This is a genomic window from Mucilaginibacter sp. (assembly GCF_035492695.1).
Lineage (GTDB): Bacteria > Bacteroidota > Bacteroidia > Sphingobacteriales > Sphingobacteriaceae > Mucilaginibacter.
Window position 1 is genome coordinate 63,649 of record NZ_DATJJC010000002.1, and the last position, 21,845, is coordinate 85,493.

Here is a 21,845-nt window from a genome sequence, read left to right on the forward strand (position 1 = left end):
TGATTTAGAGGAAACCCAACCCTCTTTATCGCTCGCGATAGAGAGGGTCGACCAGCGCAGCGTCGCCGGGGTGAGTAAAATAACCCGCGTTCGTCCGCTACACTAAGTGTTCACGCCGCCGCCCTTTGCCACCGTTACCTGCTTGTAAGTAGCTAATTATCAATTAATTGAAAATTTAAAATCTGAAAAAGTGCCCCATTTTTGCACATTTCGTGAACACGTGTTTAGGTATCCTCTTGTATATCAGTCATTTAGATTTTCGCACAATACACGCTTCCGGGCATGCTTTTTGGTGCTAAAATCCATAGAAATCAAAAAAAGGCCGAATTGAGCCTGATAAAGACAGGTTTAGACCGACGTTCGTTCACTAGGAGCCAACCCAAAAGGTTGTTCTCCAACAGAAAACGATGATATTCGCACCCTGTATTTTAAAATTCAATACACTTTGCCCGGAGACGTAAGTTAGCGTAAACCATAACATTTATATTCGTCAGGTTCGCGTAAGAGGACAACCCGGTGCGTATACTTTCTACACAAGTGCATTCCGGTTTGGTTTATACCCCGCCTGGAATAATCTTATCCTGGGCCAATTTTTCCAATACAGTCTTGATCGCTTTGTTTATCACATTATCATTTTCCATTGAAGTATAGGAATCAATTGAAACTTCAAGCTCACATTTCCATACCGGTTTTTGGGTATCCTTGTCAATCAGCGTAAATTCAAAAGTATTTGCACCACCGCCTGTTTGTGTCTGGTGTATCATCAATGCAGCCTCAGGGTTGTAAGCGGCAATTTTTTTATTGATATCTTCTTCTGATTCAAACGATAGCTGGTTACGCACGTAAGCATCGCAGGTAATGCCTTTAAGCGACAGGTTGTTTTTCAGACCTTCGGTAAAATTTTTGCAAAAGGTGCCGGCATCTTTATTGCAATCTGCCACGATATAGATTTTCTTTGGCTGCTTGTTATAATCTGCCTTTTTGTTTGAGGCGATGTTGACTGTTGAACAAGACTGGGACAACAATATAACAGCAACCAGGTATAAATAAGATCTTTTCATTTCCAGGATAATGGTTTACGGGTTTACGATTTTATCTTCAATAAATTTTTTAAATATTTCCTTTACGCCTTTATTTACAGCATCGTCAATTCCAAACTGACCGTAAACTTCAAATTCACCCTTCCACACGGGTTTTCTTGAAGCGCCGTCGATCAGGCTGATCTCAAATCTTCCCCCATCGACCATCCCGTTTGTCGAATGCACAACCTTTTGCTCGATAAGCATTACAGCATCCGGCGAAAAATCGTCTATCTTTTTGTTAATGTCCTCCTGGGTATCAAGCGACAGTGGGTCGCGGACATAATAGTTTGTTGTAACGCCTTTTTCTTTGAACCCGGCTTGCAAACCGACTAAAAAGCCGGCTGAAAAGTCTTTTGATTGCTTGGCACCGTTGAAAAAGATAAATATCTTTTTAGGCTGGCTTGTATAAGATGCTTCCTTGTTTGACGTGATCTTAGCAGTAACACACGACTGCAGGACAAAAGCCAATACTAAAATTGGCGTAATAGAGATAAGGTATTTCTTCATATTGTGAAAGGCGGTATAACGATCTGCTTGTGCAAAGCGGTTGCAAAATAAAATAATAAAAATCAAAAAAAGAAGAGTGGCGCAGTTTTATAATCCCTTTTTGGAGCCGACAACGCATTAAAAGGCTGCCGGAAAACTATTTTCAAATAAATTTGCGTAACTCACAAGTTACCCATAAGTTTGTGTAACTTCAAAGTTACTCATTATGGCAAAGCACATCAAACATCAATTCTTTTATGCTCACCCGGTCGAGACGGTTTGGCAGTATTTCATCCAACCCGAACTGTTAGAGCAATGGCTCATGAAAAACGATTTTCAACCCATCGTCGGGCGCGATTTTCAGCTTAGGGGAAAGCCCCTGCCCGGCCTCAATTTCGACGGCATCTTTCACTGCAGGGTATTGGAGATAATACCCTTTAAAAAGCTGGTTTATTCGTGGAAAAGCGGTCCGGGTGGGGGCGAGATCACGCTCGAATCCGTGGTTACCTGGCAATTCGTGCCAAGGGATAACGGCACCGAGGTATTCCTGCAGCACAGCGGTTTTGCGAAAAAGGAGAACCTGGATTTTTACAACGGTTTGCTGCACGGCTGGGTCGAAAAATTCCAGAATATCGAAAAACTTTTAAACGCTGCACAACATGGCCATACCAACGCTTGACGCATTCCAGGTTATCGGCGACCCAAGCCGGCGCAAAATGCTGATGCTGCTGTCGGAAGATAACCTCACCATCAACAGCCTGGCTGATAATTTCGACATGAGCCGCCCCGCCGTTTCCAAGCACATAAAAATATTGGAAACCGCCGGCTTTATTTCCATCACGGATATCGGCCGCGAACGCTATTGCACGCTCAAAAAAGATGGTTTCGACGAACTGCAGGCCTGGCTCGAATACTTCGACCAGTTCTGGGCATCCAAACTGAAAAAGTTAGAGAATTTATTAAACAGCAAATTACCAAACTAAAAAGCAACAGAAAATGGAAACACAAGATTTTAGCACCTCGTTTTCGGTAGATCAAACCCCTGCCGAAGTATTCAGCGCCGTTACCAACGTTCGCGGATGGTGGTCCGAAAGGATAGACGGCGGTACCAGCCGGCTTAACGACGAATTTACCTACCAGCGCTGGGACCTCCATAAATGCACTATGAGACTAACCGAAGTTATACCCAACAAAAGGGTAGTGTGGCTGGTGCTCGACAACTATTTCAGCTTTACACAGGACCAGTCCGAATGGGTAGGCAACACCATCGAGTTCGACATTACCGAAAAAGATGGCAAAACCCAGCTACGTTTCACCCAACGCGGACTGGTACCGGCCTACGAATGCTATAATATCTGCTTCGATGCCTGGACCAGCTACATCCAGGGAAGTCTGAAAGACCTGATCACCACCGGTAAAGGTCAGCCGAATCCAAAAGAAGAGTTACAGGATAGTTAAAGGGACGATTAGGGCGTATCTCCGGCGGCCTCAAATTTTGAGGCCCTAGGGGCCGGGCTATCCATTCATACGCCTGCAAGGCATTATCCGCTAGCCAGCGGACGGTATACATTCCTATCCCTTACGCGAATTACTCATTTTTGGTCCGCTGTTCGAAGTCAGAGACTTCGAACAGCGGTTGAACTTCAGATTTCCTCGCAATAGATATCAAGCAGGCGTTACATTGTTTGGGCGAGATTACGGACGCAGCTACTACGGATGATATGCTGGATAATATTTTTTTGAAGTTTTGTATCAGGAAGTAATTGCTTTATTAAAATTAGGTTACACTCAGTCAAAGAAAATATTTTTGATGTCATGCATATCAGTAGCGACATAATGTTGTGGCATTGCAGGGTTCATTCGATTAAATCTGTTTTTTGCCTGCTGTTTTAAATTGGAATTAAAGATAAAGTAATAGTTGCCGTGAATATTGGAAGGTTGATTTAAGGTAGATGTAGAACCTACTACTTTACCGAATAAATCTTGTTTTTTTAAGTTACTAAGATTTTTATAATTAAATCTGTACTCTACAAACACAATCTCTTGAGATGTTCCACTAATATCTTCCGCAACAAATGCTGAATCCATGGACTTAACAGGCGACCGCTTCTCTATTGACGCGACCTTACCTTCCACGCAGTCCATATTCAGCACAACTTCATCGCCAAGGAAATTTAAATTTTGATCGACGCACCCTTCATCAATTATTAATTGATTGATTGATTCCAGGCACTCCTCTTTATGGATCTGTTTGGCAAAATTTTCAGTGGCTTGCTTAGAGTATTTCATTAAATGCCATACTGGTTAATGCGATCAATTGCGATATTAAATGATGCAAAAATCGGATCGATTTCGTTACCGAGATGTTTATAGTTGTATTCAAAACTATAATCAGATTTTTCAGCTAAGTAAAAATTGACTTTGTCAAGGGAACCCTGTCTTTCGGAAATATAACGGATTGCACTAACCATATCCGGATTGTGAGACGCCAAGAAAAATTTGCAACCTATTTCTTTATTCAACATCACGATGATACGGGCATATTCTATAATCCACTGCGGGTGTAGATTCGATTCTGGTTCATCAATGATCATTAAGGTTTTATCTGTAATTGTGCCATTCTTTAACAAGAGTTGAAGGATTGAAAAGGATTTGAAGCCGGTAGCGACATCAATAAAATCAAATATTTTTCCGTCTGCCCGCTTGAATTTGAAATCATCGGGTGAATTAAACATCTCATCTACTATGACTTCTCCGGACAAAATATCTCGAGATATAATATCGGCAATATCGTGCGTGCGGCCTCCCGTCTTACTTAATAATTCAGAAAGGTCTTCCCAATGTATATTTTTACTTATATCCGCATGGAACATCATTGGAGAATCGATATAAACGACATTTTGAATATTATAGGGAATTGAAAGATGATCTATGTCTAGGGCAACAATTGGACTACCATATTCTAAAACTTCAAATTTTTCCGGTAAATCCCCCTCGGAAAATACATCAGCGAGTTCAGCGATAAAGACAGACGTTGGTCTAAGTGCTATAGCCATTTCAGCCTGATGAACTTCTTCCGCGATTAAGTCTTTAACTCTTGCAAACGATTCTTGTATATTTTCATCGCTTTCTTCGCCCGAATTTGTGACATCGGCAAGTATTCGCTTAACCCGTGCTTTTTTTCTTGACGCCATTAATGAAGTGTCGTCGGTAGTTAGATCGTAAAATTTGTTTTCTAATTTTTCGATAAGATCAGTCAATTTTCCGCCGATTTGCTCCGAACTCAATTCCCCTATTCTACTACGCCGAAATTCTTGTAAATCTTTACGCATAATATCAAACTCTTCGGATGAAGAGCCTATTCGGTTTTCTTGATGTATGATTTCACCAAGCCTCACTACATCACGCAAACTGGAAGCCAAGCCGCTGTTTACAATTTTTTCGTAATCAGCCACTGTTTTGTATAAGAAATAAAGTAGTTTGGAAATCGAACTTTTGCCGGAGCCGTTTTCACCTGCTGCTAAAGTTATGCCGTTGATAATGATATCGGCGCTTGCAATAGCTCGAAAACCTTTCACTGAAACCTGGATGTCTGGAACTTCAGTCATTGAAATTGGATTTTATTCCGTAAATATAGAAAATAGCATCAATATCAATGTAATTAGTCTAGTAGTCGATTTTCCAACCGCTGTCCGAAGTTTGCAACTTCGGGCTTTTATGTAGGTAGTCTGAAGACTACCGGCATACTTATTCGAAATCAGAGACTTCGAATAGCGGTATAATTTGACACAGTTTAAATTTCAGACCCAAACCAAAAGACATAAGTGCATTCAGAACAAACAACTGCTGTTGACCAGTCATTAAAAAACCCGCCCAAATTTCCTAAGGTAGTTTTTTTCCAAAAAAGATTGTTTGAGCATATAGGACAAATAAGTTGATGGCGTTTTACTTCCACCATTTGTGGTTCTTCTTTTTTAAAAAGATTCATTATTTTCTGTTTTTAATTTTTTCTTTACCCCGCGCATTAGGTTCATACCTCTGAAAATTTACGGCCCTTTTTAATAGGTAGTCTGAAGAGGAAACTATATAAATATTAGACTACCTTATTTTTCTTTGGCTGTCTTTTCTTTATTTTTATAAATGCAAATATTATTAGAATAACACCTACTAACTGTATAATATCCTTATAGATATTTTGATATTGTGGAAACCAATTCGGTATCACAAATAATGCAAGGCCAACCCATAAATTTGACTTATTGTGAATTTTCATATTCATAAAGATAATTCATTTTTCGACGTATCATCTTTTTTATCCACCCCATGGCTTCAGGCATTCGCTGTCCGAAGTTTGCAACTTCGGGCTTTTATGTAGGTAGTCTGAAGACTATCGGCTTATCCATTCGAAGTCAGGGACTACGAACAGCGGGAGAATTTAAATTGCGGCTACCCAGTTATTTACAACTTTTTTCTTGACATTTGTTCAACAAATTTCGGGACACTTGTGTGTATATTTGCACATTAAAAGATCCATAGTTATCCCTTTTTCTTGCCGGCATCAACAGTTTATTTGTATCTGCGCCATAAGCCTTCCGGCTTTTAAATACATTACAGGAGAGCGGATCTTAGGTAAATCATTAAAGATATTTATTTAAATGAGACAACTTAAAATAAGTCAGTCGATCACTAACCGTGAAACGGCTTCATTGCAGCAATATTTGTCTGATATCGCCAAAATTCCTATGGTGACACCACAGGAAGAGGTGATACTGACGCAAAAGATCCGCGAAGGTGACCAGGCAGCTTTAGAACGCCTGACGACAGCAAATCTTCGCTTTGTGGTTTCAGTTGCCAAACAATACGAAAGTTCGGGCCTGACCCTTGGCGACCTCATTAACGAGGGTAACGCAGGACTTGTAAAGGCAGCAAAGCGTTTTGACGAAACCAAGGGCTTTAAATTTATTTCCTATGCGGTGTGGTGGATCAGGCAGTCGATCATGCAGGCCATCGGCGAGCATTCGCGTATGGTTAGGATACCATTGAACAAGGTAGGCGACCTGAGTAAGATCAATAAAGCATCGTCTCAGCTGGAACAGCAACTGGAGCGTACGGCTACAACTGAAGAACTTGCCGATATTTTGGAAATGCCGGTTGAGAAAATTACCGCCGCATTGGCAAGTGGCGGCAAACATGTTTCGTACGATGCGCCGTTTTCGAGCGAAGAAGATAACACGTTGCTGGATGTGCTTAAAAATGATGCACCTTCAACCGACCAGGATATACTGGCCGAGTCTCTGCATGACGAGTTATTACGCAGTCTCCGGATTTTGGAGAAAAGGGACCGGGAAATCGTTGAAATGTCTTTCGGAATAAGCGGGCAGGCGCTAAGCCTCGAGGAAATAGGAGAGAAGTTTAACCTGACGAGGGAGCGTGTGAGGCAGATCCGGGATAAATCGCTGGAGCGGCTAAGACGAAACCCACGGTCAATGAAGGAACTCCGGCTTTATTTTTCTTAAAAAATCCTACGCTGGCGCACGCGTGCCGCGTGCGATCAAAATGCCCCCCCCCGCGCTGTCCGAAGTTGGAAGCTCCGGACGGCGCGTTTGTTATAAGGTTACTTTACCACCTCACTCACCAAAATAACAGGACTTATATTGGTATAATTTGCAAAATCTGCACGAATGGCACTTATATGCGGTCCGATAGCTGCCTGGTAATCGCTCAGGCTCTTCACATAAAAAATGCCGATAGCCATAAAAGGCAGCGGCTGGTTTGGAATACCGTTGGCAAGCCCTTTTTCAATGGTGTATTTAACTAAATTAGATCCTAAAAACGATGCTACCATAGGCATGTGCTTAGTTTCATAATACTCCATATTAAAGGTTTTACCTTCGGCATATGGGTACATGATGGATACCTTAATTAAGCCCTTTTCGACAACGGTCATGTTCTGCTTTTCTTGACCAAACGCGGCAGAACAAGCAGATAAAAGGAAAAATAATACAATTAGTTTCGGTTTCATAATTCATTCATTTAATTGGTGATATATTCATTTTGAGTATTATTACACAAATATTAACATATTGCCTTTATTAGTAAAACGCTATTTTTCTATTAGAACAATCGAAAAAACCGATTTAGAAATATGGAATTAAGACAGCTCAAATACTTTTTAAAAGCTAAAGAGTTATTAAATTTTACGGATGCTGCAAAAGCTTTGAACATCAGTCAAAGTACTTTATCACAGCAAATTAAGCAACTGGAAGATGAATTAAATGTTCCATTGTTTAACCGCATTGGCAAAAGAATTACGCTTACCGAAGCCGGTGATCTGTTTAGTAATTACGCTTCGCAAAGCATAAACAAAGCTAATGAAGGGTTATTGCTTTTACAGGATTTGAAAAATTTGAATACAGGGAAAATAACCGTCGGTGTAATTTACTCCATGCGAATTCTGTTTGCCAAAATATTGATACAGTTTGCTGATCAGTATCCAAATATCAAAATCCAGGTTGTATTTGGCACCACCAAAGACCTTCTCGAAAAACTTAATTTACATCAATTCGATTTTATTTTGACATTCCATGAAAAACCTACCAATGCCCAGCTGAAATATCAAACACTTTTAAAATCAAATATGGTGTTGGTAACGGGCAAAAAGTCGCCCCTGGCGCAAAAAACCAATATATCACTTAACGAGGTGGCCGCGCTGCCATTGGCTTTACCTTTCAGCGGTTACAGTACCATACAGTTTATTGAGGAGTCGTTCAGTCAAAGAAATCTGACGCCGAACATTTGTATGGAAATAAATGACATACCTACTTTATTTGAAATTGTAAAAACAGGCCATTGGCATACTATATTGAGCGATACCAGTGTAAACGATCCCGGTGTAGTGGCTATTCCCATTGATGGAAAAAATATGAGGCGAACTATAATGATCATTTCTCTCAGGGAAGCCTACGAGAAGAAGGCTGTGAAAAAATTCCATGAGATGCTGACTAAAATGTAAATTTCTCTCGCGCTGTCCGAAGTTTGCTGCTTTGGACTTTTATATACCACTTCCCAAAATCGCTTCGGAAAATAATTTCGTATATCCTGGTATGATAAATTCGTTTAACCGTTATTTACTTTTAATTATAGCATTTTCTCTTATGATCAACTTTTCGTCGAAGGCCCAGGGTTCAAAAAAATCGTTGGAAGTGGGGGATATGATGCCCGCGTTTTCATTGAAGGACCAGGATGGCAACACATTTAACAGCGCCGACCATATTGGCAAAAGCATGATGGTGATCTATTTTTATCCGAAGGACGAGAGTATGGTTTGTACCAAAGAAGCCTGCGCTTTCCGAGACGACTTTGACGATTTTACCAAAGCGGGCGCCAAAGTGATCGGTATTAACGGCGGCACCGTAGCCAGCCACAAGGCGTTTGAGCAGCATTATAAACTGCCCTTCACGCTGCTAAGCGACCCCGGCGATAAGGTTTACAAGTTATTCGGTGTAAAAGGCAGCCTCTTTTTCACCGGCCGCAAAACTTTCGTTATTGACCTGCATGGCAAAATTGTTTACACCCACGACGCCCTGCTGGAAGGCAGGGCCCATGCCGATGAGTCGTTGAAATATATAACGGCGGCCCATAAATAGAACAGCTTGAAACGTGCAGTTCAAAAAGAAGTAAAATAGGCAGGGGGCTGTGCGATACCCGCCCAGGGCGGGTATCGCACAGCCCTATTTCGTCGCCATTTAGGCCGACACGGTTATAAACGTAGTGGTTTCACCCCGCCAATTCTCTTAGTTTCGCCACAAACCGCTTAACATCCTCTTCCGTGTTATCAAAACTGAAGATCAGCCGGGCCTCGCGCCGTTCATCGTTCCAGTAGTAAAAGCTGGCGAAGTCCTGCATTTTCTCGTGCAGTTCGGGCGAGATATTCAGAAAAGCCGCGTTGGTTTCCACCGGGTAAGCCATTTTAACGGGTTGTATTCCCGCAATTTCCTGCTCAAAAAGTTTGGCCAGTTTATTAGTGTGCTCAGCCATGTCCTGCCACAGATTATCTTTTAACAGCGCCTGGAACTGTATGGCAATAAACCGGTTTTTAGAGGCCAGCTGCATGCTTCGCTTTAAATTGAACTTAAGCGAGGCTGCATTGGCGGGGCTAAAAAAGATCACCGCTTCGCCCATCATCATGCCGATCTTAGTTCCGCCCAGGGTTAACACATCCACGCCAACTTCCGCGCTGATCTGTTTTAGCGAAACACCTAAATAAGCTGCTGCATTATAAAATCGTGCGCCGTCCACATGCAGCAGCATGTTATTGGCGATGCAAACAGCCTTAATTGCCTTCAGCTCATCTACGGTGTATACCGTACCGTATTCTGTGGGCTGCGTTAACGAAACCACTTTTGGCTGCGGGTGGTGCACATCGCCTATGCGTTTTACGGCAACCTTCAGTTCATCGGCCACTATCTTTCCATTATGCGATTTAACCGGGTATATCCTGCAGCCTAAAAACGATTCCGGCGCGGTCGACTCATCCACATATAAGTGGGCCAAATCTGCACAAAAGATGGAATTAAACCGGTCGAGCATACAGCTCAATCCAAAATTGTTGGCGCCGGTGCCGTTAAAAGTAAAATATGCTTCGATGTTTTCGCCGAATATTTGCTTGAACAGGGCCACGGTGCCTTTGGTAATTTCGTCGTTGCCATAGGAGGCCGCGTTGCCAGTATTGGCCGCGATTAAAGCCTCCATCATTTTAGGATGAACGCCGGCATAATTCTCGCTGGAAAAATTGATCTTTTTGAAAGGTTCCATGGCGCTATTTAAGCTTATTTTTCAAGAAATCCATAGCCGAATTTAAAATAACATCGCCGCCTTCGCCGGGCCTTTGTTTGGTCACGTCGACGGCAATGCTTGGGTTGAACAGCTCCCGCGGTGTGCCGTTCACATGGTAAAGCCTTTCTTCCGAAATATTGAAACCGATCTTGGTATTCGGCATCTCAAAGCTATACACTGCGCCATTCAGTCGCGCCAGTTGCGTGCCGATAACGGTTGCCCGTCTCATACCGTCGAATGCTATCGTAATGCCTTCTGAAATACTGCCAGTCCAGTGATCGGCCAGTATAACCACAGGTTTCAGGTATGGGTTCTTTCGCGGCGAAACGATCTCCACCCAACTGCGTTTAATGCCCGTTTCCAGTTCTTCGGCATACAATTCGTGCTTCTGATAAAAGTGTTCTTTATCGATGAACCGGCCCAATATTGCCCGTGCCACGGCCGTGTTGCCACCACTGGCGGTCTCCCGCATATCGATGATGAGCGCTTTTTTATCCATCATGGTATTCAATACGCTGTCGAATTTTGGTATCAGGGCATTATCGTACAGGAAGTTGTTGATGCGGATGTAACCCATTTCACCCAAATCCTTAGACTCCACCATTTCCGCAAAATGAATATTATCCAGCAGCATACCGTCCTGGTCGGGATAGAAATCCTTAATGCCAGCGGCAGTTTTCAGGGTGATCTTCCTTTTGGTCTCATGGTCGCCGTTTAAAGCCAGCCTTAATGCGAAGCTTTTCGACTCCGCATTTACCGTATGGCCGAGGAAAGGCAGGATGGCTTCCTTAACCGGCACATCGTTGACAGCAATTACCTCCATGCCGGCCACGATCCCAACCTTCTCTGCACCATAACCTTTGCGCACTTCGGTTATTACCGGTTTATCGCCCGAAAATTCCGCCCACATATCAGCGCTGGTAGGTACTAATCTCCTGGATGTTTTGGTGTTGGCGCGTAACCCGCAATGATGATCGTAAAGCTCATACATCGCCCTTTCCAGCACCGCAATAAAACCATTGCGGCTAGTTACGGTATCTACCTGTTTGCTGTAAATATCCCTCAGCTTGGGCCATTCGATATGCCTCTTCTCAAAATAGCAATAATTGCTGTCGATGGTGTTCCAGAAATAGGTAAAGTCTTCCTTGTATTGTTTTGAGGTGAAGTTTTGTGCGAAAGCGCTTATCGAACTCAATAAAAGTGCTGCTAATAATATTTTTTTCATGATCTGTCTGCTTCGGCTTGTTTATTTTAAGAAGCTGAGACAAAATTACAGGGGAAAAAGCGGAAGCTATTGTAAGATATTGCAAGTGGTGCCGGGATAGTGGGCATTTACCCATTTCCGATTGCCCTCTTTGCGCCAAAGGCGGAGAGAGGGCCGACAAGTGGCTTAGCGATGTCGGGGCGAGTTTAAACTGCTGGTGCATCAGCGTCAATGCCGCTACGTAGACTCACCCGACCTTCGCTACGCTGGGTCACCCTCTCTACCGCGAGCGGTAAAGAGGGTTGAAAGAGCTGGAGGTATCGTTACCCGCCCGTATAAGCCACCGGCGATATCCCCGTAAATTTCTTAAAATGATTACAGAAATGCGCCGTATCATAAAATCCCAGGTCGATAGCTACACTAAGCAGGTCGTGCCCCTGGGTAAGCATAACCTTGCTTTGCTCTATACGTTTCAGGATGAAATAATTATTGGGTGTCAAACCCGTCTGGAATTTGAACAGGCGCAGGAACTTGTATTTATCAACACCAAACCGCCGGGCGGCGTCCTCAAGGGAAAATTTGGAGAAATTCTCCTCTTTCAGGAAGTTCTCAAACAAAGTATAATTATTTTCTTCGCCTATCCTGTCCGAACCGTGCTTCAGTGCCAGTTGGTTTAGCGTGTTCATCAGCCCGGTTTCAAAATCCGGGCCGGCCTGGCCGCTGATCAATAAAACCCTCAGGTTATGCAGATCGGCGAACAGCCCTGCATCATCTATTACCTTGCTGTTAAAACAAACCGGTTTACCGCCATTGCAATAATACAGGAACTCAGCCGAAACATAAAAGGTGAAGAAAGTAACGCTGTCATCCTTCCCGAATGGGTTGGCATGTATCTCGCCGGGGTTGGTAATTAATATGGTTCCGGCTAGCGCATTGGCGGCTCCATCGTTCAGCCTGGTTTGAAAAATGCCCTTATAAACGATAGAAACATTAAAAGTGGGATGAAAATGAAAAGGGAAGGAGCTGTTGTGGTTGAAGGTGTCGAGCGCCTCCAGTCCGTCGCATAACGATAGCTTATAGTATTTGGAACGGGATGCACTCATTTCTCCAGGACATTTTCTTACGAAAATAAATAATATCTGTCAATACAGTCCCGGAAGAAACTGCTTTTGGTATAGAACCGGCAAACCTTATGTTTACTGATCCAGGATATTTTTACCCCTTTTTATTACAATAGCAATAATAAAGGCTAAAGGCACAGAAGTGATAATAACACCAATGATGGAGTATGCATTCATGGCTGGTTTTCTTTAGGTTAATAGTAGGTAACAATAATTAATATTAAATTTACATATAACCGTTTGTAAATACCATACGTAGTTTTACGCAATTTGACGTGCTTGCCCGCGTAGTATTACCTTCGCGCTGTTATTTTGTGCCGAAATTCACCGTATCTGCACCACGCCGTCGGCAACTTTTGGAAAGATGACGAACATTCGTGCATCATGCCCCGGGATGATATATTTAGGGTCCGAAGCCAGGGTTTTCATGCGTTTCATTGCTTTTACATAGCCGGCCGGGTCCAAAGTACCGCCAACAGAGGCAGGTACCATGTGTTCCAAACTGTAGTAGATCCAGATATTGTCAGAAGCAAGGATGATCCTGTCCTTACCCGTTTTAACCCTTACATACTGCGAGTTATAGGTGTGCCGCGACCCGGTGTAAACCGTGATACCCGGCATCAGCTGCTTATTATCGCCGCCTACAAGAGTTACTTTGCCGGCAGTGTTTAATTGTTTCATTTTCATGATGTCGCGTTGGTTATAACCCGAATTGCTGTCGGGCTTTTCAGGGAGCGCGCCGATAAAATAATTGTAATCATCCTTTTGTATCCAGATGTGCGCGTTAGGGAACAAGCCGATGCCGTCGATATGATCCCAATGGGGGTGACTGAGGATGATATCGGTAATATTTTCGGGGCGGACGCCGATCTTCATCAGCACCGAATCGGGCCTTACATAATTTACCGGGTCAAATTCTTTGGCTTCGGGGATATCGCTTAAAAATCCTGCATCAACCAAAATATTTTCGCCATTGCTGCCTTTGATCAGCCAGATCACAAAATCGACCTTTACGGTTTTGTCCTTCGGCCCGTTTAACGACCATACCGATATAGGTGTTGGGTTTCGCACCTCGGCGTACCGCAGGGCATACACTTTGTAGGTTGGCGCTTGTGCATAGGTTTCGGTTGTAAATGCACACAACGCGAGAAGAAGTATAGTGATCTTGTTCATTGTACGGTTTTTTAAAGATAGCAATTTGCTGTTTCCGTACTAAAACAAAAAAGGGGCTGACGCCCCTGGAATGCTTGTGTCGTATTCGCCGTCAATTCTTTATGCGGAAGAAGCGTTTTACCTCCATGTAATTATTGATGTTGATATGATTCCTTACACCTACCAGCATGCCGCCGGGTATAATAATATACCGGAATTGTAATGCAGGGTTTATACCGATGGTAGTTGAATTGTCAAAGGTGAAACGTGTAATAATAAAATGCCCTACCCTCGGCAAAAAGCTCATGGTACTTTGGCTACCGCCCGCAATGCTTGTGTAAGGCAATGGGATAATACCCGATCCGTAAGTGAAATATACCTGGAACACAGCGTTATCCAGGTAAGCCTGGGTAATGGCCGGCGCCACCAGGTCGGCCGCATTCAGGTTACTGCCGTCTACAGTGGTATCGCGGAAGTTTTTTGCCACGTTCCAGCCGGAATACAGCACATTACTGCCTTGCAGCGATACTGCTGTGCCCCATCCTGTGCTTATTTTCGGGCCGTATAATAAATAATTCACCTTGTCCAGGTAATAGTCGCCGATGTTGCCCAATGAGGCACTTGGCGCACCACTGCCATTTAATATCTGTGTGCCCGCTGCGCCGGTAGCTCCTGTGGCTCCGGTCGCGCCGTTCGTTCCATTCGTTCCATTAGTTCCGTTTGTTCCATTCGCGCCGGTGGCACCTGTTGCGCCCGTTGCTCCGGTCGCTCCTTTGGCGCCATTAGTGCCGTTGGTTCCATTAGTTCCGTTCGTGCCATTTGCGCCTGTTGCGCCCGTAGCACCTGTGGCTCCGGTAGCGCCTGTGGCACCGTTGGTGCCATTAGTGCCGTTTGCCCCGTTAGCGCCCGTAGCACCTGTGGCCCCGGTAGCGCCTGTTGCACCATTAGTTCCGTTCGTTCCATTTGCGCCGGTGGCACCTGTTGCGCCGGTAGCACCTGTTGCACCAGTAGCACCCGTGGCGCCTTTCGCCCCGTTGGTGCCATTTGTTCCGTTAGTACCGTTAGCACCATTAGATCCATTAGTGCCATTGGTACCGTTAGTACCATTTGCGCCTGTTGCACCCGTTGCTCCATTGGCCCCGTTGGCGCCTGTCGCACCGGTAGCACCTGTAGCTCCCGTCGGTCCGGTTGGACCGGTTACTACTACCGTACCGCCTGTTCCGCCACCCACGGTAACAACCGGCCCTGTGGGCCCTGTTGCTCCGGTCGACCCGGTGGCGCCTGTTGCCCCTGTTGCTCCTGTTGCGCCGGTAGCGCCGTTTGCGCCATTCGTGCCGTTGGTGCCGTTTGCACCGTTTACGCCATCCACACCGTTGGTTCCGTTGGTTCCATTGGTACCGTTAGTGCCGTCTGCGCCGTTTGCGCCATTAGCACCTGTCGCTCCTGTTGCCCCGGTAGCACCTGTTGCGCCAGTAGCACCGGTGGCACCAGTCGCCCCAACCAGCGAAAAGCTGCTATCCCAGCCAGTCTGGCTTTTCGGGCCGTATAACAAACCTGTTGAAAGGTCTAAATAAAAATCGCCTGTATTGCCTGTCGCCTCGCTGGGGGCGCCAGTGCCGCTATAGATCACCGTACCGTCGTTCCCGGCGGGACCGGCTATGCCGGCTGTACCCTGTGCGCCCGTAGCGCCGGTAGCACCTGTAAGACCCATTGGGCCGATTTCTTTTTTACAGGAAAAAATCGTCAGGGTCAGTAAGATCAATAGAAGGGCGTAATTTTTCTTTTTCATGGCTAAAAACTAAAGAGAGCAGAATAATTCACTTTATTCAAATACATCGCAGAGCTGTTTCAAAATCAAATGGTTAACGGTTCCTTTTACGAAGAAAAAGCACTAAGGTTGCACGTTTTTTCATTTTAGTTAATAGTTGGCAAATTGTTTAATTGGTAATTATATTGCAGCGCAGTTTAACGCAGGCAGTGTTATCCGGGCACCATTTTTAGCAAATTTGATTGTGGAGCAATTGAGCTTTTTTGAACCGCCGGGGCAGGGTATCCTATTACCCGAGGACCTGCTGGATTATCATCCGCATCTTTTTGACGGCGAAGAGAGCGGGCAGTTGCTTCAATTGCTGATTGATACCATCGACTGGAAGCAGGAGGAAATTAAGATGTTTGGCAAAGTGCTCAAAACGCCCCGGTTAACGGCCTGGTACGGTGATAAGCACTACACTTATTCGGGGATAAAGCATTACCCGGCCCCCTGGACAGCCGAGTTGCTGGCGATCAAACAACGGATCGAACCTATCGCTGGTACGCATTTCAACAGCGTTTTGCTAAACTATTACCGCGACGCCAGCGACTCCATGGCATGGCATAGCGACGATGAATACGAACTGGGCAAAAACCCGGTGATAGCATCTGTTAGCTTCGGACAGGAGCGGCGTTTCGATATCCGGCACAAGCAGGAAAAAGGGCGTAAATATGCTATCGGACTTGGAAACGGATCCCTGTTGGTGATGAAAGGCGATTTGCAGCACAATTGGGAACACCGCATAGCCAAATCGGCCCGGGCCATGCAAGCACGTATAAACCTGACCTTTCGGGCGATCAATTAAAAGTAAAGCCGAATTGTATGTTTAGCCCGATTGAGGCCGGCGCGCTGTTGCCAAACCTTGCCGGAAGGGACATGGCCACAAAGTAGTTGATATCTTTGGTGCGGGCATACACCTTGTTGAAAACCGGTGTAAAGCCGTAACGGCCCGAAGTTTCAAACGCCAGGCGGGTAATAATGGTGAAGCCATGCTGAAAGCGGAACATGGTACCCGGGTCGAAAAGAATGTTGCTGGTTTTGCTAACGCCCTGGCCCGATTTTATGGTTGGCGTAAATTCATAGCTGAAACCAAATTTATCGCTGTAAAGCACATTTACGCCTACCGGGAAGCCAATGCTGGTGGTACCGTTAAAATTGTAAATGGTTTCATCTTTATTGACGGTGACTATGGGGAGAATAAAACTTACATATCCTACAACCTTAGGATAGGTGGTTTTAGCCTCTTGCTGAAAGGTTGCAGACGCAGGTATTTTTGCTGTGTCCGGGTTGCTGCGCTGCTGCGCAAATAAAGTTTGCCGGGAAAGGAGGCAGGCTAAAAACGTAATGATGAGTAAAAATTTTTTCATAAAAGTGTTAAGTTGAAGACTGGTACAAACCAACAAGACCGTTATATTTTCAAATATATAACGATAATCAGTAAAAAAAAACCACCTTCAAATTTTAAGGTTTTTTGTTTCCGCTTCCAAAAAAGCGGCAAATCGCTGGCGCAGGCCGCGGTGATATGCTATGAGTTCCTGGGCTGCTGCTGTTAATACCGAGCCGCCGCCTTTTTCGCCGCCTGCGTGTGGTATCACCACCGGCTGCGCTGTATGGGCGTTCAGATGATTGATAAGGTCCCAGGCCTTTTTATACGACATTTTCATTTCTTTCGCCGCATTGCTTATCGATCCTGTTTCGCCGATCCGCTCTAATAATTCTATCGGCCCGGGGCCCAAAAAGCGTTCGCCGTCACCTTCTATCCATAATGCCCCGTTAACTTTTATCCGGATATCTTTTCGCAGGATATTTTTCGCCGCTGTGTCCATAACTGCCAGGTTTTAATATGTCAAATGTATAAAGGATGATGGAAATAGTGAATTTGCCCGGCATAATTTCATCCATCGTGCCTGCAAAGCATTACCAACGGTTTTTGTTTCTGATCATTTACTCTAAATAAGAGTGTGTTATAGCCTGAGGCTCTGTGAAATAAAAAACCGGGGCGGGGCTGTCAGCGTAGTTTAATTAACTCCTGATTAGTCACCAATTATCTAAAAACAACCATTTTATGAAATCAGAAATTACAGAAACATCCGGCAGAATAAATTTGGCCAGGCGGTCATTTTTAAAATACGCAGGGGCGGGGGCCGCTACGGTGGGCTTCCTGGCAGTTGCATCATCATGCAAAAAATTAGACGGCGCGGCCCCAAGGCCGCTCGACAGTACCGGCGGCGGTATCGACATCGGCAGCGGAGACTACGGCATCCTGAATTATGCTTTTGCATTGGAGCAATTAGAGGCTGCGTTTTACATCCAGGTGGTTAAAACTCCCTACTCGGGCATGTCTGACAACGAAAAGGAGTGTTTCAGCGTCATTAGGCAGCACGAAGTTTGCCACCGCGAGTTTTTTAAGGCAGCCCTTGGCAGCAACGCTATACCGGATCTGACGCCCGATTTCAGCAAGATCGATTTCACCAGCCGCACTTCGGTAATAGCCACCGCCAAAGCTTTTGAAGATTTGGGTGTGCAGGCATACGACGGGGCAGGTTACCTTATTCAAAATGCGGATTACCTTACCATTGCTGGCAAGATCGTATCAGTCGAAGCCAGGCATGCGGCTTATATACGCAACCTGGTAACGTTTGGCGACTATGCAGGTACCGATGTTGTGGATATGAACGGGTTGAATAAAGCATCGTCAATAGCCGAGGTATTGCCAATCGCAAATACCTTCCTGCAAACAAAGGTCAGTGCATCACATTATGGTTACACCGCTTAAAAACTTATGATCATGAATTTATTTAACATAGTAGAAGAAATTGAAAAAGTTGATCCTGAGTTTAACGAACGGGTAAGCCCGCGACGTGACGCGATCAAAAATATTACCAGTTTTGGCTCTAAAGTAGCTGTTGCTGCATTACCCTTTGCACTGGGCGGCCTGTTTAAAAAAGCATACGCTGCAACCCCGGCTGCTGCATCGGTAACCGATGTATTGAATTATGCATTGACCCTGGAATACCTGGAGTCGTATTTTTATAACCAGGGCACGGCCGCTGCAGGCCTTATCCCGGCAAGCGATAAAGCATACATTGCTGATATTACAGACGATGAAAATGCGCACGTAAAATTCTTGCAGGATGTTATCAAACAATTAGGCGGAACACCTGTCGACTCCCCTAAATTCGACCTTACCGCCGGAAACGGCAGCGGCAACGGACCTTTCAAAGATGTTTTGACCAATTATCAAACATTCCTGGCTGTGTCTGAAACTTTTGAGGATACCGGTGTAAGGGCCTATAAAGGTGCCGCGCCTTCTCTGTTGGGCAACCAGGTAGTACTTACCGCTGCACTTTCCATTCACGCTGTTGAGGCGCGCCATGCTTCGGCAATACGGTACCTGCGCACTATCCGCGGCTACGAGGAGATCGCTGTGTGGATAAACAGCACAGCCGGGCTTGGTAATGATACGGGTATAGCCCTGGTCAATGGCAATTATAAAGGCGAAGATAATGTGATGCAGGGTGGCTTAGATGTCTCCAAACTGATGGATTCAAATGGGAAACCGATAGGTCAGATCGATGCTTCCGCAGCCTTTGACGAGCCGCTAAGCATGCAGGATGTGCTTGACTTGTTAGTTGGAAGCTTTATCGTCCATTAGTAATAAGTTTTTTTAAAAGACGAAAGCCCGGTAATGCCGGGCTTTCCTATTATTGAGCAATTGGTTTCAAAAATCAGCGGAAAATGACAATCCCAATGAGCCGTTATCGAACGAGGGCGAAAGGAGTGCGTTCTTATACCTGCTTTTCTTTCGCCGGTTATGCTGTTCGGCTTTCTCGTCGCCATGGGTAAGCCAGTTACGAATGGCCGGGTATACAAGGTAGGCCGCTTTGGTTGATAATATGCCTAAACCTGCTCCTGCAACCACGTCGCTAAACCAGTGATCGCGGTTGTACATCCTGAAAACTCCGGTTGTTGTAGCAATACTATAGGCCAGTACGCCATATAATGGCGATTTTGCGTCGTATTCCTGCGCCATAAATTCGGCCCCCATAAACGCGGTAGCCGTGTGCCCCGACGGGAATGACAGGTAATTTGCACCGTTTGGCCTTAACCTGTGCGTGAAATGCTTGGTTGCGAACGCTGTTATACCGAGTATAGATGCCGATAAACCCAGCAAGGCCGACCTGTCGATAAACGTATTCTTGCCCCGAACACCGGCCAGGTTCAACCCATACACAATAACCACCGGGGCAAATTGGAAATAGCTTTCGGCGGTACTATGAAAATTCGGGCTTGTTTTAGCCACCTCGCCGCGTATATAATAATCAAAACGCCGTATAGGATGCACCGCAAAAGACAAGCCTCCATAAGCTATCATGGCAGCAGGCGGTACCAAACTCAACGGATTACTGTGTAGTTTTTTAACCGTGTCAGGCGCGGTTAACAAGTCTTTTTTTATCGTGTCGCCCAAGTTCTTTTTGGTCGTATCAGTTACTTGTTTTTGGGCATGGGCACTCAAAGCCGCGAATAACGATATGATCAGGAATAATTTTTTCAAAGCAGGTAAGTGTAATTATTAATAAATTTTCAATCTACAATCGCAGTACGGCATATTTTGTTTTCGATTGTTTAACAATTAATTAACGCAACCTAACTAAACAATCTGTATAGAAAATGAAATTTTGATAAAAACAAAAAAGCCATCTGCTGATCAGCGGATGGCTTTGATAATTTAGTAAAGGGTATTAAGAGAGCAGTATCCCTTTAACCGTATCCAGTATTTTGAATGAATCGGCAGACGTTGGCGCCTCAGCATAAACACGCAGCACGGGCTCGGTACCTGATGGGCGGATCATTACCCAGGTTTCATCTTCAAAGAAAAACTTGAACCCGTCCATGTCCTCGGTTCTGGCAACTTTCAAATTGCCAAAGCTGGTGTATTTCCCGCTTTTACTGTTGCTGATGATCTGCTGTTTTAGTTCTTCCGTAACATGCAGGTCGTAACGCTCAACAGCAAATTTGCCTACAACATCGTATATTTCCTGCACCAGCTCGCTTAACGAGCGGCCTGTTTTGGCGATGAATTCCCAGATGATCAAACCTATCCAGATACCATCACGCTCGGGAATATGGCCCGCAACAGCAATGCCGCCCGATTCTTCGCCGCCAACCAGGAACGGATTGCCCGAGTTAACGATCAGGTCGCAAATGTATTTAAAGCCGATCTTGGTCACGGTGTTCTTTAATCCGTAAGCATCGCACAGCTTCTGTATCTTGCTGGTACAGCTAAAGGTTGAATACACCTCGCCGGTCATGCCTTTTACCTTGTACATATAATGGATAAGCAGCAGCAGGATATGGTGCGAATCGACAAAATTACCGTCCTGGTCGTATAAACCGATACGGTCGGCGTCGCCGTCGGTAACCAAACCTGATGCAATTTCGCCTTCCGACATTTTGATAATATCTTCGAATTCTTTCAGGTTACGCTGTATAGGCTCTGGCGCCTGGCCCGCAAAACCGGGATTGTGGTCGCTGTGGATACGGGTAATGTCCGGGAAAAGGCGTTCCATTACATTCATGCCCGCGCCATACATCGCGTCGTATGCCCAACCTAAACCACTGGTGCGGATAAGTTTCAGGTCGAAGTTGTTTTCCACATGGGCCACATACATATCTTCCAGGTTCACAAATTCAACCAGTCCGTCCTTCTGATAATCAGCAATTGATTTCAGCGTAAGATCGATCGTGTCCGGAATTTGTGATTCTACCTTTTCAATATCATCCGGTGTGGCCGGGCCGCCGTAGTTGGCTTTTATTTTGTAACCGTTATAGGCCGGCGGATTGTGGCTGGCAGTAATGATAATACCTGCCGATGCATTCTTTCTAACCGTACCCAGCGAGATCATTGGCGTTGAAACAAAGGCATCTTCAGCGCGAAACACTTTCACGCCCTGCGAGGCCAGCACCCTGGTTGTGATATCGGCAAATAGGGGCCCGGCAAAGCGTGGATCGTTACCCACAACCGCCGAAGCATCCTTAAATTCTTTCTTTAGCCACAACGCGGTTGCGTAGGCCACTCGTTTTACATTTTCGACTGTAAAGTCGTCTGCGATAATGGCCCGCCATCCGTCGGTACCGAATTTTATTTTGATCAT

24 protein-coding genes and 1 pseudogene are annotated in these 21,845 nt (G+C 45.0%); 10 read left to right on the plus strand and 15 right to left on the minus strand.

Annotated elements, in window-relative coordinates:
* Positions 1 to 554: 554 nt before the first annotated feature.
* Both VL525_RS00320 and VL525_RS00325 read right to left on the minus strand, forming a co-directional pair.
* The gene (locus tag VL525_RS00320; protein ID WP_325382104.1) at positions 555 to 1,061 is read right to left on the minus strand and encodes a hypothetical protein; all 507 of its coding nucleotides are present in this window, start codon (positions 1,059 to 1,061) and stop codon (positions 555 to 557) included.
* Positions 1,062 to 1,076: 15 nt separating this feature from the next.
* Positions 1,077 to 1,589, minus strand: a complete 513-nt coding sequence (locus tag VL525_RS00325; protein WP_325382106.1) for a hypothetical protein — start codon at positions 1,587 to 1,589, stop codon at positions 1,077 to 1,079.
* A gap of 205 nt (positions 1,590 to 1,794) precedes the next feature.
* Between VL525_RS00325 and VL525_RS00330 the strand changes: the two genes are divergently transcribed.
* The 4 genes and pseudogenes from VL525_RS00330 to VL525_RS00345 all read left to right on the plus strand — a co-directional run.
* Complete coding sequence (locus tag VL525_RS00330) at positions 1,795 to 2,247, plus strand: SRPBCC domain-containing protein (protein WP_325382107.1); 453 nt, start codon at positions 1,795 to 1,797, stop codon at positions 2,245 to 2,247.
* Entirely contained in the window at positions 2,228 to 2,551 is a 324-nt protein-coding gene (locus VL525_RS00335) for a metalloregulator ArsR/SmtB family transcription factor (protein WP_325382109.1), read from the plus strand. The genes VL525_RS00330 and VL525_RS00335 overlap by 20 nt, the downstream gene beginning before the upstream one ends.
* A gap of 13 nt (positions 2,552 to 2,564) precedes the next feature.
* Positions 2,565 to 3,026, plus strand: coding sequence for an SRPBCC domain-containing protein (locus tag VL525_RS00340; protein WP_325382111.1), 462 nt, complete (start codon positions 2,565 to 2,567; stop codon positions 3,024 to 3,026).
* 182 nt (positions 3,027 to 3,208) lie between these two features.
* Positions 3,209 to 3,331 (plus strand): annotated as a pseudogene (locus VL525_RS00345) (hypothetical protein); the annotation flags it as partial.
* Positions 3,332 to 3,356: 25 nt separating this feature from the next.
* Here VL525_RS00345 and VL525_RS00350 read toward each other — a convergent pair.
* The 3 genes from VL525_RS00350 to VL525_RS00360 all read right to left on the minus strand — a co-directional run bounded on the left by VL525_RS00350 (position 3,357) and on the right by VL525_RS00360 (position 5,556).
* The gene (locus tag VL525_RS00350) at positions 3,357 to 3,857 is read right to left on the minus strand and encodes a hypothetical protein (RefSeq protein WP_325382113.1); all 501 of its coding nucleotides are present in this window, start codon (positions 3,855 to 3,857) and stop codon (positions 3,357 to 3,359) included.
* Positions 3,857 to 5,176 carry an AAA family ATPase gene (locus VL525_RS00355; RefSeq protein ID WP_325382115.1) on the minus strand — a complete coding sequence of 440 codons (1,320 nt, stop codon included), beginning with the start codon at positions 5,174 to 5,176 and terminating at the stop codon, positions 3,857 to 3,859. The genes VL525_RS00350 and VL525_RS00355 overlap by 1 nt, the downstream gene beginning before the upstream one ends.
* A gap of 185 nt (positions 5,177 to 5,361) precedes the next feature.
* Positions 5,362 to 5,556: a hypothetical protein gene (locus VL525_RS00360; RefSeq protein ID WP_325382117.1), complete on the minus strand. Its 195-nt coding sequence runs from the start codon at positions 5,554 to 5,556 to the stop codon at positions 5,362 to 5,364.
* Positions 5,557 to 6,223: 667 nt separating this feature from the next.
* Between VL525_RS00360 and VL525_RS00365 the strand changes: the two genes are divergently transcribed.
* Positions 6,224 to 7,084 (plus strand): RNA polymerase sigma factor RpoD/SigA, encoded by an 861-nt coding sequence (locus tag VL525_RS00365; protein ID WP_325382119.1) that lies wholly within the window; start codon positions 6,224 to 6,226, stop codon positions 7,082 to 7,084.
* 98 nt (positions 7,085 to 7,182) lie between these two features.
* Here VL525_RS00365 and VL525_RS00370 read toward each other — a convergent pair whose 3' ends face one another.
* On the minus strand, positions 7,183 to 7,590 hold the full coding sequence (locus VL525_RS00370; protein WP_325382121.1) for an EthD family reductase: 408 nt from the start codon (positions 7,588 to 7,590) through the stop codon (positions 7,183 to 7,185).
* A gap of 123 nt (positions 7,591 to 7,713) precedes the next feature.
* Between VL525_RS00370 and VL525_RS00375 the strand changes: the two genes are divergently transcribed.
* Entirely contained in the window at positions 7,714 to 8,580 is an 867-nt protein-coding gene (locus VL525_RS00375; RefSeq protein WP_325382123.1) for a LysR family transcriptional regulator, read from the plus strand.
* Between the two features lie 142 nt (positions 8,581 to 8,722).
* Positions 8,723 to 9,214 (plus strand): peroxiredoxin, encoded by a 492-nt coding sequence (locus VL525_RS00380; protein WP_325382125.1) that lies wholly within the window; start codon positions 8,723 to 8,725, stop codon positions 9,212 to 9,214.
* Between the two features lie 130 nt (positions 9,215 to 9,344).
* On the opposite strand, the gene VL525_RS00385 is transcribed toward VL525_RS00380, so the two are convergent.
* The 5 genes from VL525_RS00385 to VL525_RS00405 form a co-directional block, all read right to left on the minus strand.
* Positions 9,345 to 10,382: a threonine aldolase family protein gene (locus VL525_RS00385; RefSeq protein ID WP_325382127.1), complete on the minus strand. Its 1,038-nt coding sequence runs from the start codon at positions 10,380 to 10,382 to the stop codon at positions 9,345 to 9,347.
* 4 nt (positions 10,383 to 10,386) lie between these two features.
* Positions 10,387 to 11,628, minus strand: coding sequence for a S41 family peptidase (locus VL525_RS00390; RefSeq protein ID WP_325382129.1), 1,242 nt, complete (start codon positions 11,626 to 11,628; stop codon positions 10,387 to 10,389).
* A 302-nt stretch (positions 11,629 to 11,930) separates the two neighbouring features.
* Positions 11,931 to 12,710: an AraC family transcriptional regulator gene (locus tag VL525_RS00395; RefSeq protein ID WP_325382131.1), complete on the minus strand. Its 780-nt coding sequence runs from the start codon at positions 12,708 to 12,710 to the stop codon at positions 11,931 to 11,933.
* Positions 12,711 to 13,052: 342 nt separating this feature from the next.
* On the minus strand, positions 13,053 to 13,901 hold the full coding sequence (locus VL525_RS00400) for an N-acyl homoserine lactonase family protein (protein WP_325382133.1): 849 nt from the start codon (positions 13,899 to 13,901) through the stop codon (positions 13,053 to 13,055).
* 91 nt (positions 13,902 to 13,992) lie between these two features.
* Entirely contained in the window at positions 13,993 to 15,669 is a 1,677-nt protein-coding gene (locus tag VL525_RS00405; RefSeq protein WP_325382135.1) for a hypothetical protein, read from the minus strand.
* 223 nt (positions 15,670 to 15,892) lie between these two features.
* Between VL525_RS00405 and VL525_RS00410 the strand changes: the two genes are divergently transcribed.
* Complete coding sequence (locus VL525_RS00410; protein WP_325382184.1) at positions 15,893 to 16,495, plus strand: alpha-ketoglutarate-dependent dioxygenase AlkB family protein; 603 nt, start codon at positions 15,893 to 15,895, stop codon at positions 16,493 to 16,495.
* Here VL525_RS00410 and VL525_RS00415 read toward each other — a convergent pair.
* Together VL525_RS00415 and VL525_RS00420 are read right to left on the minus strand one after the other, a co-directional pair.
* Entirely contained in the window at positions 16,488 to 17,057 is a 570-nt protein-coding gene (locus tag VL525_RS00415; protein WP_325382137.1) for a hypothetical protein, read from the minus strand. The genes VL525_RS00410 and VL525_RS00415 overlap by 8 nt on opposite strands.
* A gap of 87 nt (positions 17,058 to 17,144) precedes the next feature.
* Entirely contained in the window at positions 17,145 to 17,516 is a 372-nt protein-coding gene (locus VL525_RS00420) for a ModE family transcriptional regulator (RefSeq protein WP_325382139.1), read from the minus strand.
* 239 nt (positions 17,517 to 17,755) lie between these two features.
* On the opposite strand from VL525_RS00420, the gene VL525_RS00425 reads away from it, so the two are divergent.
* Together VL525_RS00425 and VL525_RS00430 are read left to right on the plus strand one after the other, a co-directional pair.
* The gene (locus VL525_RS00425) at positions 17,756 to 18,466 is read left to right on the plus strand and encodes a ferritin-like domain-containing protein (RefSeq protein WP_325382141.1); all 711 of its coding nucleotides are present in this window, start codon (positions 17,756 to 17,758) and stop codon (positions 18,464 to 18,466) included.
* 12 nt (positions 18,467 to 18,478) lie between these two features.
* Positions 18,479 to 19,345, plus strand: a complete 867-nt coding sequence (locus VL525_RS00430) for a ferritin-like domain-containing protein (protein ID WP_325382143.1) — start codon at positions 18,479 to 18,481, stop codon at positions 19,343 to 19,345.
* Between the two features lie 66 nt (positions 19,346 to 19,411).
* Here VL525_RS00430 and VL525_RS00435 read toward each other — a convergent pair whose 3' ends face one another.
* Positions 19,412 to 20,245: a phosphatase PAP2 family protein gene (locus VL525_RS00435; protein WP_325382145.1), complete on the minus strand. Its 834-nt coding sequence runs from the start codon at positions 20,243 to 20,245 to the stop codon at positions 19,412 to 19,414.
* A 187-nt stretch (positions 20,246 to 20,432) separates the two neighbouring features.
* On the minus strand, positions 20,433 to 21,845 hold the full coding sequence (locus tag VL525_RS00440; RefSeq protein ID WP_325382147.1) for a phosphoglucomutase/phosphomannomutase family protein: 1,413 nt from the start codon (positions 21,843 to 21,845) through the stop codon (positions 20,433 to 20,435).